The 13047-nt window shown below is 58.9% G+C and carries 10 protein-coding genes; 6 read left to right on the top strand and 4 right to left on the bottom strand.

Annotated features, from left to right (window positions below; translation table 11 throughout):
- Positions 1-39: 39 nt before the first annotated feature.
- From OSH03_RS11010 to ftsP, 4 genes are all read left to right on the top strand, one after another.
- Positions 40-441 (top strand): YgiW/YdeI family stress tolerance OB fold protein, encoded by a 402-nt coding sequence (locus tag OSH03_RS11010; RefSeq protein ID WP_061097057.1) that lies wholly within the window; start codon positions 40-42, stop codon positions 439-441.
- A gap of 118 nt (positions 442-559) precedes the next feature.
- Positions 560-2818 carry a DNA topoisomerase IV subunit A gene (gene parC / locus OSH03_RS11015; protein WP_266179043.1) on the top strand — a complete coding sequence of 753 codons (2259 nt, stop codon included), beginning with the start codon at positions 560-562 and terminating at the stop codon, positions 2816-2818.
- A 161-nt stretch (positions 2819-2979) separates the two neighbouring features.
- Positions 2980-3717: a 1-acylglycerol-3-phosphate O-acyltransferase gene (gene plsC / locus OSH03_RS11020; RefSeq protein ID WP_266179044.1), complete on the top strand. Its 738-nt coding sequence runs from the start codon at positions 2980-2982 to the stop codon at positions 3715-3717.
- Between the two features lie 58 nt (positions 3718-3775).
- On the top strand, positions 3776-5188 hold the full coding sequence (ftsP, locus tag OSH03_RS11025; RefSeq protein ID WP_253543300.1) for a cell division protein FtsP: 1413 nt from the start codon (positions 3776-3778) through the stop codon (positions 5186-5188).
- A gap of 32 nt (positions 5189-5220) precedes the next feature.
- On the opposite strand, the gene OSH03_RS11030 is transcribed toward ftsP, so the two are convergent.
- A complete protein-coding gene (locus OSH03_RS11030; RefSeq protein WP_061097061.1) occupies positions 5221-6696 on the bottom strand; it encodes a TrkH family potassium uptake protein in 1476 nt (491 codons plus the stop codon).
- A gap of 200 nt (positions 6697-6896) precedes the next feature.
- Here OSH03_RS11030 and OSH03_RS11035 point away from each other — a divergent pair, with 200 nt between their 5' ends.
- Entirely contained in the window at positions 6897-9074 is a 2178-nt protein-coding gene (locus OSH03_RS11035; protein ID WP_266179045.1) for a YgiQ family radical SAM protein, read from the top strand.
- A 72-nt stretch (positions 9075-9146) separates the two neighbouring features.
- Here the strand turns inward: OSH03_RS11035 and dkgA are convergent, their stop codons facing one another.
- Positions 9147-9974 carry a 2,5-didehydrogluconate reductase DkgA gene (gene dkgA, locus OSH03_RS11040; RefSeq protein WP_061097063.1) on the bottom strand — a complete coding sequence of 276 codons (828 nt, stop codon included), beginning with the start codon at positions 9972-9974 and terminating at the stop codon, positions 9147-9149.
- Between the two features lie 104 nt (positions 9975-10078).
- A complete protein-coding gene (gene yqhD, locus OSH03_RS11045) occupies positions 10079-11242 on the bottom strand; it encodes an alcohol dehydrogenase (protein ID WP_266179046.1) in 1164 nt (387 codons plus the stop codon).
- Positions 11243-11437: 195 nt separating this feature from the next.
- Between yqhD and OSH03_RS11050 the strand changes: the two genes are divergently transcribed.
- On the top strand, positions 11438-12337 hold the full coding sequence (locus tag OSH03_RS11050) for an AraC family transcriptional regulator (protein WP_253543298.1): 900 nt from the start codon (positions 11438-11440) through the stop codon (positions 12335-12337).
- Positions 12338-12382: 45 nt separating this feature from the next.
- Here OSH03_RS11050 and yghB read toward each other — a convergent pair whose 3' ends face one another.
- Positions 12383-13042: a DedA family general envelope maintenance protein YghB gene (gene yghB, locus OSH03_RS11055; RefSeq protein WP_266179047.1), complete on the bottom strand. Its 660-nt coding sequence runs from the start codon at positions 13040-13042 to the stop codon at positions 12383-12385.
- Positions 13043-13047 lie beyond the last annotated feature (5 nt).

The following is a 13047-nucleotide window of genomic DNA, read 5'->3' on the forward strand; positions in this document are numbered from 1 at the left end:
TTAATGGATTGTGAAACGACATTAAAGGGAGAGATTACGATGAAAAAATTCGCTGCAGTTGCTGCCATCATGATGATGACCACCGCGCCGGTCTTTGCTGCACAGGGCGGTTTTACTGGCCCATCTGCGACACAAACTCAGACGCAAACCCAGCAGGGCGGCTTTGTCGATAACAACGCCAACCTCACCACCGCGGCTAAAGTCAAAGATCTGAAGGACGATGCCTGGGTGAAGCTGCGCGGTAACATTACCGAGCGCCTGTCCGACGACCGCTACACCTTCCGCGACGAGTCCGGCACGGTGGTGGTCGAGATTGACAACAAGCGCTGGAACGGCGTGACCGTCACCCCGCAGGATAAAGTCGAGCTGCAGGGTAAAGTCGACAAAGACTGGAACGAGTTTGAAATCGACGTGAAGCAGGTTATCAAGCTGAACAAATAACCCAAAAAGGGCCGCATACGCGGCCCTTTTTCTTTGTGACTCAATTCGCCAGATGAGGTAGTATCTGCGGCAATATTGCCTGAAACCCTTCGGTTTCTGAGTTGAGGAATCACACGTAATGAGCGATATGGCAGAGCGCCTCGCGCTACATGAATTCACGGAAAACGCCTACCTGAACTACTCCATGTACGTCATCATGGACAGGGCGTTGCCGTTTATCGGGGATGGCCTGAAGCCCGTTCAGCGCCGCATCGTCTATGCGATGTCCGAACTGGGGCTGAACGCCACCGCCAAGTTCAAGAAATCCGCCCGTACCGTGGGTGACGTACTGGGTAAATACCATCCGCACGGCGACAGCGCCTGCTATGAAGCGATGGTATTGATGGCCCAGCCGTTCTCCTACCGCTACCCGCTGGTGGACGGGCAGGGGAACTGGGGTGCGCCGGACGATCCGAAATCCTTCGCGGCGATGCGTTATACCGAATCCCGCCTGTCCAAATACGCCGAAGTGCTGCTGGGCGAGCTGGGTCAGGGAACCGTTGACTGGGTGCCAAACTTCGACGGTACGCTGCAGGAGCCGAAGATGCTGCCTGCGCGTCTGCCAAACATCCTGCTGAACGGCACCACCGGTATCGCCGTCGGCATGGCGACGGACATTCCGCCGCACAACCTGCGTGAAGTGGCGAAAGCTGCCATCACCCTGATCGAGCAGCCAAAAACCTCGCTGGACGAGCTGCTGGATATCGTGCAGGGGCCGGACTACCCGACCGAAGCCGAGATCATCACCTCGCGTGCGGAAATCCGCAAAATCTACCAGAACGGTCGCGGCTCCGTGCGCATGCGCGCGGTGTGGAATAAAGAGGACGGCGCCGTGGTGATCACCGCGCTGCCGCACCAGGTTTCCGGTGCCAAAGTGCTGGAGCAGATCGCCTCCCAGATGCGCAACAAAAAGCTGCCGATGGTGGACGACCTGCGCGACGAATCGGACCACGAGAACCCGACCCGTCTGGTGATCGTGCCGCGCTCCAACCGCGTGGACATGGAGCAGGTGATGAACCACCTGTTCGCCACCACCGATCTGGAAAAAAGCTACCGCATCAACCTGAACATGATCGGCCTCGACGGCCGCCCGGCGGTGAAAAACCTGCTGGAGATCCTCTCCGAATGGCTGACCTTCCGCCGCGATACGGTGCGCCGTCGTCTGAACCATCGTCTGGAGAAAGTGCTTAAGCGCCTGCATATCCTCGAAGGTTTGCTGGTGGCGTTCCTCAATATCGACGAAGTGATTGAGATCATCCGCACCGAGGACGAGCCGAAGCCCGCGCTGATGTCGCGCTTCGGCATCAGCGAAACCCAGGCCGAAGCGATCCTCGAACTGAAGCTGCGCCATCTCGCCAAACTGGAAGAGATGAAGATCCGCGGCGAGCAAAGCGAGCTGGAAAAAGAGCGCGATCAGCTGCAGGCGATCCTCGCGTCCGAACGCAAGATGAACACCTTGCTGAAGAAAGAGCTGCAGGCGGATGCAGACGCATTTGGCGACGACCGTCGTTCTCCGCTGCACGAGCGCGAAGAAGCGAAGGCGATGAACGAGCACGACATGCAGCCGTCCGAGCCGGTGACCATTGTGCTGTCGCAGAGCGGCTGGGTGCGCAGCGCCAAAGGCCACGATATCGACGCGCCGGGTCTGAGCTACAAAGCGGGCGACAGCTTTAAAGCGGCGGTGAAAGGCAAGAGCAACCAGCCGGTGGCGTTTATCGACTCCACCGGTCGCAGCTACGCCATCGACCCGATCACGCTGCCTTCCGCGCGCGGCCAGGGCGAACCGCTGACCGGTAAGCTGACGCTGCCGCCGGGCGCAACGGTTGACCACATGCTGATGGAGGCCGACGACCAGAAGCTGCTGATGGCGTCCGACGCGGGCTACGGCTTTATCTGTACCTTTAACGACCTCGTGTCGCGCAACCGTGCCGGTAAAGCGCTGATCAGCCTGCCGGACAACGCCCACGTGATGACGCCGCTGGTGATTGAGAACGAGAGCGACATGCTGCTGGCGATCACCTCTGCCGGGCGTATGCTGATGTTCCCGGTCAGCGACCTGCCGGAGCTGTCGAAAGGTAAGGGCAACAAGATCATCAACATCCCGTCGGCGGAAGCCGCGAAAGGTGAAGATGGCCTGGCGCACCTCTTCCTGCTGCCGCCGCAGAGCACGCTGACCATTCACGTCGGCAAGCGTAAGATCAAGCTTCGCCCGGAAGAGCTGCAAAAAGTGGTGGGCGAGCGCGGTCGCCGCGGTTCGCTGATGCGCGGCCTGCAGCGTATCGACCGCGTGGAGATTGATTCGCCTGCGCGCAGCAGTGCGGGCGACAGCGAAGAGTAATGTCGTGACACCCCCTCTGTCCGGAGGGGGATTTCAATAAAATTTCCCGTAAAATCGTTGTTAATTCGTGCGTTGCGATTAACAATACGCGCTCGTAATAAAGTCCTTACCTGGCCACAGGTGAAGTATAATTGTCAGCTGTTGGGGCTTCAGAGGTCGCTATGCTATATATTGTTCGTCTTATTCTTACCGTTTTCTACTGCATTCTGGTCTGTATTTTCGGCTCTATTTACTGCCTGTTCAGCCCGCGTAATCCGAAGCATGTTGCCACCTTTGGCCATATGTTCGGCCGCCTTGCGCCGCTGTTTGGCCTGAAGGTTGAAAAACGCCTGCCTGAAGGGGCGGAGAATTTCGGTAACGCCATCTATATCGCTAACCATCAGAACAACTACGATATGGTGACGGCCTCCAATATCGTTCTGCCGCCGACCGTAACGGTGGGGAAAAAAAGCCTGCTGTGGATCCCGTTTTTTGGCCAGCTGTACTGGCTGACCGGTAACCTGCTGATCGACCGTAACAACCGTGCAAAAGCGCACGGCACCATTGCGGAAGTGGTGAACCATTTTAAAAAGCGCAAAATATCCATCTGGATGTTCCCGGAAGGGACGCGCAGCCGCGGTCGCGGCCTGCTGCCGTTTAAAACCGGCGCGTTTCATGCCGCAATTGCGGCAGGTGTTCCAATTATTCCCGTGTGCGTTTCCAATACTTCTAATAAGATTAATCTTAATCGCCTGAATAATGGTCTGGTGATTGTCGAAATGCTGCCACCCGTCGATACCAGCAAATACGGTAAAGACCAGGTGCGCGAGCTGGCAGCGCACTGCCGCGAGCTGATGGCTCAGCATATTGCGCTGCTGGATAAAGAAGTCGCAGAAAGAGAAGCCGCCGGTAAGGTTTAATCCGGCGTTAAAGGGAAAAAGAATTCCCGCGTTGTTAGTCGTTTCAGATGGAGCTTATATGTCACTCAGTCGGCGTCAGTTTATTCAGGCTTCGGGGATTGCCCTTTGTGCGGGTGCGATGCCGCTGACAGCCAGCGCCGCCGGGCAGCAGCAGCCGTTGCCCATTCCGCCGTTGATTGAATCCCGTCGCGGGCAGCCGCTTTTCCTCACGCTTCAGCGCAGCCACTGGTCCTTTACCCAGGGCACGCGCGCGCAGGTATGGGGCATTAACGGACGCTACCTCGGGCCGACCATCCGCGTGTGGAACGGCGATGACGTTAAGCTCATTTACAGCAACCGGACGACTGAAAATGTCGCGATGACCGTCAGTGGATTGCAGGTTCCTGGCCCGCTGATTGGCGGCGCGGCGCGAATGATGTCCCCCAATGCCGACTGGGCGCCCGTCCTGCCGATCCGCCAGAGCGCGGCAACCCTGTGGTATCACGCCAATACCCCTAACCGTACGGCGCAGCAGGTCTATAACGGCCTGGCCGGCATGTGGCTGGTGGAAGATGAGGTCAGCAAATCGCTGCCGATCCCGAACCACTACGGCGTGGATGATTTCCCGGTCATCATTCAGGACAAACGTCTGGATAACTTCGGCACGCCGGAGTACAGCGAGCCGGGGAGCGGTGGCTTTGTCGGCGATACTCTGCTGGTTAACGGCGCGCAGAGCCCGTACGTGGAAGTGTCTCGCGGCTGGGTGCGCCTGCGCCTGCTCAACGCCTCTAACTCGCGTCGCTATCAGCTGCAGATGAGCGATGGCCGCCCGCTGCACGTGATCTCCGGCGACCAGGGCTTTTTACCCGCGCCGGTCTCCGTTAAACAGCTGGCGCTGGCGCCGGGAGAGCGCCGTGAAATTCTGGTGGATATGACCAACGGGGATGAAGTCTCCGTCACCTGTGGTGAAGCCGCGAGCATCGTTGACCGTATTCGCGGGTTCTTTGAGCCGTCGAGCATTCTGGTCTCCACGCTGGTGTTAACCCTGCGTCCAACCGGCCTGCTGCCGCTGGTCACCGACAGCCTGCCGATGCGCCTGCTGCCGCAGGAGATCATGAGCGGTTCGCCGGTGCGCAGCCGCGATATCAGCCTTGGGGACGACCCCGGCATCAACGGTGCGCTGTGGGACGTGAACCGTATTGATATCACCGCCCAGCAGGGTACCTGGGAGCGCTGGACGGTGCGTTCAGATATGCCGCAGTCGTTCCATATTGAAGGAGTGTCATTCCTGATCCGCAACGTCAACGGCGCAATGCCGTTCCCGGAAGATCGCGGCTGGAAAGATACCGTCTGGGTGGACGGCCAGGTTGAACTGCTCGTCTACTACGGCCAGCCCTCATGGCCGCACTTCCCGTTCCTGTTCCACAGCCAGACGCTGGAGATGATGGACAGGGGCTCCGTAGGGCAGATGCTGGTTAACCCCGCGCCGTAACCCCCTTACATTCCCGGTTCGCCGGGAATGTTTTATGCCCGCCAGAAAAAGCGCGAGAACAGAATCAGCACCGGGTAAATTTCCAGACGCCCCAGGATCATCGCCGCGCACATCAGCAGCTTCGCTCCCTCTGTTAACGTGCCAAACGTCGACGCCGTCTCGCCAAACCCCAGCCCCATGTTGTTGATACAGGCGGCAACCGTTGCGAATGACGTAAACAGGTCGTAGCCCATCAGATTAAGCGCCCAGACAAAAAAGCCCGTGATCATCACGTAGAGAAAGAAGAAGCTCCATACCGAGCGCAGGACGCGTTCATTCACCACGCTTTTGCCCACCTTAATGCTCAGCAGCGCTCTCGGATGCGCCAGCTGGTTCATCTCCTGAATACTCTGCTTGAACATAATGAGAAAACGCAGGGCTTTGATCCCGCCGCAGGTCGAGCCTACGCAGCCGCCAAAAAAGCTGGCGCTTAATAGCAGGAAGATCGTATGCGCGGGCCACTGGGCGTAGTCGGCGGTCGAAAGGCCGTTATCGGTCATCATCGAGCTGGCAAGGAAGAAGGCGTGCACCAGGCTATCGACAGGGTTGTACATTCCCGCGTGCCAGACCTGCCAGGCGGTGATGATGATGATCACCGCGGCGGCGCTCAGAAAAAATTTCACCTCCGGGCTGCGGCGAATCGGCTTCAGGGTGCGGCGGACAATGGCGACGTACCAGAGGGTGAAGTTAAACGCGGAGAGCAGCGAAAACGCCCCGGCGACCAGCTCAATCGCGTGGCTGTCATAAAACCCAATGCTCTCGCTGCGGGTGGAGAACCCGCCCAGCGACACGGTCGAAAGCCCGTGGCAGAGGGCATCAAAAAAGGACATCCCCGCCAGCCAGTAGGCCAGGGTACAGGCCACGCCCAGCGCGAAATAGGTCATCCACAGGGTGCGCGCGGTATCGGCAAGGCGGGGCGTCAGGCGCTCCTCCTTGAACGGGCCCGGCATCTCTGACTGATAGAGCTTCATGCCACCAATGCCCAGCAGCGGCAGAACCGCGACGGCCAGCACGATGACGCCTAGCCCGCCGATGAAATTGAGCTGCGCGCGATAATAAAGGTACGACTTCGGCAGGGCGCTGACGTCCCCGATCACCGTCGCCCCGGTGGTGGTGATCCCGGAAACCCCTTCAAAAAGCGCGTCCGCAAAGGAGAGGTGCAGGCCATCGTCCATCCACAGCGGCATGGCGCTTATCAATGAAAACAGCAGCCAGAACAGCACGATGATCACGAAACCGTCGCGGGTGCGCAGCTGTATGCCGGCGTAGCGGGTTGCCCGCCAGGTTAACCCCCCGAGGCTGAAAAAAGTCAAAAAGGTGGTCAAAAAGGCAAAGTAGGTCCGCTCTTTATTAAGCAGGGCGATGACCATCGGCGGCAGCATCGAGAGGCTGTACAGCAGAACCAGAAAACCGCAGAGGTGGAGCACAACCCGCAGCTGAGACACATGTAACGAATCGTTGAACTTCACAAAGCAACTCCACGCCAGAATTCCTCCCGGCGGCTGAGGACCGGGAGAGTCAGGGGTAATTATGATGCAAAATTAACAGGGCGCTGTATTTTAACGACTTCCACGAATATCTGCCCGCTTCCTGCATCCTTTTCTTCAAATTGGGCGGATGAACAGCGTATAATCCCGCTCCTTTTGTCTATTTTTTCTTCGGAAGCATTATGAGCGCAATCTCCCTGATCCAGCCGGATCGTGACCTCTTCTCCTGGCCCCAGTACTGGGCGGCCTGCTTTGGACCGGCGCCGTTCCTGCCGATGTCCCGGGAAGAGATGGACCAGCTGGGCTGGGACAGCTGCGACATCATTCTGGTCACGGGCGATGCCTACGTTGACCACCCGAGCTTCGGCATGGCCATCTGCGGCCGCATGCTCGAAGCGCAGGGCTTCCGCGTGGGGATCATCTCCCAGCCCGACTGGAACAGCAAAGACGACTTTATGCGTCTGGGAAAACCGAACCTGTTCTTCGGCGTGACCGCAGGCAACATGGACTCGATGATCAACCGCTATACCGCCGACCGCAAGCTGCGCCATGACGATGCCTACACGCCGGATAACGTGGCGGGCAAACGTCCGGACCGCGCGACCCTGGTCTATACCCAGCGCTGCAAAGAGGCCTGGAAAGACGTGCCGGTGATCCTCGGCGGCATCGAGGCGAGCCTGCGCCGCACCGCGCACTACGACTACTGGTCAGATACCGTGCGTCGATCGGTGCTGGTGGACTCCAAGGCCGACATGCTGATTTACGGTAACGGCGAGCGTCCGCTGGTGGAAGTGGCGCACCGCCTGTCGCAGGGCGAGCCGGTGAGCAGCATCCGCGACGTGCGCAATACTGCGATCATGGTGAAAGAGGCGCTGCCGGGCTGGAGCGGGGTGGATTCTCGCATCATTGATATGCCGGGCAAAATCGACCCGATCCCGCACCCGTACGGTGAAGATCTGCCGTGTGCCGATAACAAGCCGGTTGAGCCGAAGAAAGCGGAAGCGAAGGCTATCGTCGTGCAGCCTCCGCGCCCGAAGCCGTGGGAAAAGACCTACGTGCTGCTGCCGTCCTACGAGAAGGTGAAAGCCGACAAGGTGCTTTACGCGCACGCGTCCCGTATTCTGCACCATGAAACCAACCCGGGCTGCGCCCGCGCGCTGATGCAGAAGCACGGCGAGCGCTTTATCTGGATCAACCCGCCGGCGATCCCGCTTTCCACCGAAGAGATGGACAGCGTCTTTGCGCTGCCGTACAAGCGCGTGCCGCACCCGGCGTACGGCAACGCCCGTATCCCGGCGTATGAGATGATCCGCTTCTCGATCAACATCATGCGCGGCTGCTTCGGCGGGTGCTCGTTCTGCTCCATTACCGAACACGAGGGGCGCATTATCCAGAGCCGCTCTGAAGATTCGATCATCAATGAGATCGAAGCCATTCGCGACTCGGTGCCGGGCTTTACCGGCGTGATCTCCGATCTCGGCGGCCCAACCGCGAACATGTATATGCTGCGCTGCAAGTCGCCGCGCGCGGAACAGACCTGCCGTCGTCTCTCCTGCGTCTACCCGAGCATTTGCGAGCACATGGATACCAACCACGAGCCGACGATCAACCTCTACCGCCGCGCGCGCGATCTGAAGGGCATCAAGAAGATCCTCATCGCCTCCGGGGTGCGTTACGACATCGCCGTGGAAGATCCGCGCTATATCAAAGAGCTGGCGACGCACCACGTCGGCGGCTATCTGAAGATTGCGCCGGAGCACACCGAAGAAGGCCCGCTGTCGAAGATGATGAAGCCGGGCATGGGCAGCTACGATCGCTTTAAGCAGCTGTTCGACACCTACTCGAAACAGGCGGGTAAAGAGCAGTATCTGATCCCGTACTTCATCTCCGCGCACCCGGGCACGCGCGATGAAGACATGGTGAACCTGGCGCTGTGGCTGAAGCAGCGTCGCTTCCGTCTGGACCAGGTGCAGAACTTCTATCCTTCTCCGCTCGCCAACTCGACGACCATGTATTACACCGGCAAAAACCCGCTGAGTAAGATTGGCTACAAGAGTGAAGAGGTGGTGGTGCCGAAAGGGGATAAACAGCGCCGTCTGCATAAGGCGCTGCTGCGTTACCACGACCCGAAAAACTGGCCGCTGATCCGCCAGGCGCTGGAAGATATGGGGAAAAAGCATCTGATTGGCTCGCGCCGCGACTGTCTGGTGCCGGCACCAACGCTGGATGAGATGCGCGAAGCGCGCCGCCAGAACCGCAATACGCGCCCGGCGCTGACCAAGCACACGCCGATTGTGCATCAGCGTTCGAACGGTGGGGCTACGGGAACGAAAAAAACGGGAAAACGTAAGATCGGATAACGATGAGGTCATTGCCCCTCACCCTGCCCTCTCCTCTTTGGGGAGAGGGCAGGGTGAGGGGGAGGGGGAAAACTACCCGCCAAACTGATCCGGGTCCGGCCCAAGCCGCTTGCCCTTATCCAGCTTCGCAATCTCACCCAGCTCGTCTTTGTCCAGTCGGAAATCCCAGACGTCGAAGTTCTCGGCGATGCGCGACGGCGTGACCGATTTCGGAATGACCACCAGGCCGTTGTCCAGATGCCAGCGAATGACGATCTGCGCCGGGGTTTTACCGTATTTATCCGCCAGGTCGCGGATGATTTTCTGATCGAACACGCCTTCACCGCCCTGCGCCAGCGGGCTCCAGGACTCGGTCTGGATCTTGTGGGTGGCGTTCCAGGCGTGAAGCTGACGCTGTTGCAGCAGCGGGTGCAGCTCGATCTGGTTAATCACCGGTGCGACGCCCGTTTCGTCAATCAGGCGCTGCAGGTGATGCACCTGGAAGTTACAGACGCCGATGCTTTTCACCAGCCCCTCTTTCTGCAGGTCAATCATCCCTTTCCAGGCGTCAACATAATGGTCAATGGCCGGAACCGGCCAGTGCATCAGGTAGAGATCGACGAAATCGAGCTGGAGTTTCTCCAGGCTCTCCTGCAACGCTTCACGGGGGCGCTTTTGATCGTCGTTCCACAGTTTGGTGGTGATGAATAGCTCATCGCGGGGGACGCCGGCGCTGGCCAGCGCGGTCCCCACGCCGTCCTCGTTTTTGTACGCGGCGGCGGTATCAATCGACCGATAGCCGACTTCGAGTGCTTTATGAATGGCGGAGACGACCTCGTCGTTACCGGCTTTCCATACACCTAGCCCCAGCTGGGGCATCACGTTGCCGTCCTGCAGCTTGATTACGGTTTGGTTTGCCATTTTTCCTCCTTCAGGTGCGCATCGTCGGAGGGGGACTCCGACGATGGGGTGTGCATTAAGTCTGGACGAAATGTCAAAAAACGAAAGTCGCGAGACAAAAACGCTTAGCGTGCCGCTTCGTAGATACGACGGCTCACGTCAAGCGTAATGTCGCCGTGCTCGCCCAGCTGGGTCATGCCGTGCTCTTCGAGTTTTGCCAGCAGGGCAGGGATGGAGCTGCCGTCCAGGCCGTAGCCGGAAAGACGCGTTGGCACGCCCAGGCTTTCAAAGAAGTTACGGGTTGCTTCAATGGCGGCATCAATACGCGCATCGTCAGAACCCTCGGTGATGTTCCACACGCGCTCGGCGTACTGCAGCAGTTTAGCGCGCTTGGTATCCCGTTTTTCGTTCCACAGGGCAGGCAGCACAACGGCCAGCGTCTGAGCGTGATCGAGGCCGTGCATCGCCGTCAGCTCGTGGCCCAGCATATGGGTTGCCCAGTCCTGCGGCACGCCAGCGCCGATCAGGCCGTTCAGCGCCTGCGTCGCGGCCCACATAACGTTGGCACGCACGTCGTAGTTTTCCGGCTCTTTCAGCGCTTTCGGGCCGTCTTCAATCAGCGTCAGCAGAATGCCTTCCGCGAAGCGATCCTGAATTTTGGCATTTACCGGGTAGGTCACGTATTGTTCAACGGTATGAACAAAGGCGTCGACCACGCCGTTCGCGACCTGGCGCGCGGGCAGGGTGTAGGTGTACACCGGATCCAGAATAGCGAACACAGGCTGAACGTGTTCGTTCATAAAGGCCTGCTTGTCGCCGGTGGTTTTGCGGGAGATCACCGCGCCTTTGTTGGATTCAGAGCCGGTGGCCGGCAGGGTCAGCACGGAGCCCATCGGGATTGCGCTTTTAATGTCGCTGCCGCGGGTTTCCAGAATATGCCACGGGTCAACGCCGTCAGCGTAGTGCGCTGCCGCCGCGATGAACTTAGTGCCGTCCAGCACGGAGCCGCCGCCGACCGCCAGCAGGAAGGTGATGTTTTCTTCGCGGGCGATTTTCACCGCGTTCATCAGCGTTTCGTAAGACGGGTTTGGCTCAATGCCGCCGAACTCACGCACGTCCAGTCCGTCCAGGGCGCTGTAAACTTGGTCCAGCACGCCGGTTTTTTTCACGCTGCCGCCGCCGTAGGCGATCAGCACGCGGGCGTCAGCAGGGATCTGCGCGCGCAGGTCGGCGATGGCGTCTTTACCAAACAGAATGCGGGTTGGGGTGTGAAGATTAAAGTTGTTCATTGCTCGTTCCCTTTAGTGGGTGAAAAACCGTGGTGGCGCTGATGGCTACCTGATGCTGCTCATTGTGGCCGTCCGGGGCCAGGCTCTCAATGCACATTCCTGCCGATGTCTTGCCCATTTCTACAGAGCGCTGGAGAAACTTCGTAAAAATGCGCAGACTGTGAGGGTCGGAAACCGTACCCGGAGTAACGTAAAATGAACCGCGAAGCAATCTGCCATCAGCTCACGGCGCAGATTAAAAGACTGATAGATAAAGAAAATAGCGTCAGCGACCTGCTGCCGGACATTCGCCTGCTCTACGGCACGCAGCCCGGCACGCGCACGCCGGTGATGTACCAGCCGGGCATCGTTTTTCTCTTTTCAGGCCATAAGATTGGCTATATCAACGAGCGCGTGTTCCGCTACGACACCAATGAATATTTGCTCCTGACGGTACCTTTACCCTTCGAATGTGAAACCTTCGCGACAGAGGCGGTCCCGCTGGCGGGTATTCGCGTCAACGTCGATATTCTTCAGCTGCAGGAGCTGCTGATGGAGATTGGCGAAGACGAGCTTTTCCAGCCGTCGATGGCCTCCAGCGGGATTAACTCGGCGACGCTGTCCGAAGAGATCCTCTGCGCCATTGAGCGCCTGCTGGACGTGATGGAAAGGCCGCTGGACGCGCGTATTCTGGGCAAGCAGATTATCCGCGAAATTCTTTACCACGTGCTGCTGGGGCCGGGCGGCGGGGCGCTGCTGGCGCTGGTGAGCCGACAGACCCACTTCAGCCTGATCAGCCGCGTGCTCAAGCGTATTGAAAGCCAGTACACGGAGAACCTCAGCGTTGACCAGCTGGCGGCGGAAGCGAACATGAGCGTTTCGGCGTTTCACCATAACTTTAAGTCGGTGACCAGCACCTCGCCGCTGCAGTACCTCAAAACCTACCGCCTGCATAAGGCGCGGATGCTGATGATCCACGACGGCATGAAGGCCAGCGCGGCGGCCATGCGCGTCGGGTATGAGAGCGCGTCGCAGTTCAGTCGGGAGTTTAAGCGCTATTTCGGCGTCACGCCGGGAGAAGATGCATCACGCATCCGAACCATGCAGGGAGCTTAGGCTTTTTTCCCTCTCCCCTGTGGGGAGAGGGTCAGGATGAGGGGGTTATGCACTGCAATACTTTTTCTTAATCACCACCGCAATAGTCCCTACCAGGCCAGCCACCAGCAGGAAGATCGGCAGCACCATCAGGAAGGTCATCACCTGATCTTCGTGATGTTTCACAAACGGGATCATATTCAGCGCGTAGCCTAACGTGGTCACGACACCGACCCACAGCAGGCCGCTCAGCCAGTTGAAGAACTGAAAGCGGCGGTTAGACAGCCCGGAAATACCCGCCATGGTGGGCAGAAGGGTGCGAACAAACGCTAGGAAACGCCCGGCCAGCAGCGCCAGCAGGCCGTGTCGGTCAAACATACAGGTCGCGCGCTGATGGTATTTATGGGGTAACTGCGCCAGCCAGCCTTTCACCACGCGCGTGTTACCCAGCCAGCGGCCCTGCAGATAGCTCAGCCAGCAGCCCAGGCTGGCGGCGGAGGTGAGGATAACCATCGTGGGCGCAAAGTCCATGACGCCTTTGCCGATCAACGCCCCGGCAAGCAAAAGCAAACTGTCACCGGGTAAAAACGAGGCTGGCAGTAATCCATTTTCCAGAAACAGCGTCGCGAACATCACGAAATAGACGACGCCTACAACGTGGGGATCCGCCAGGGCGGCAAAATCATGTTGCCAGAGCGCCGCGATAATATCTTGAATAACAGCCATGGACT

Origin of the sequence: Enterobacter nematophilus (assembly GCF_026344075.1) — a bacterium.
GTDB lineage: Bacteria > Pseudomonadota > Gammaproteobacteria > Enterobacterales > Enterobacteriaceae > Enterobacter > Enterobacter nematophilus.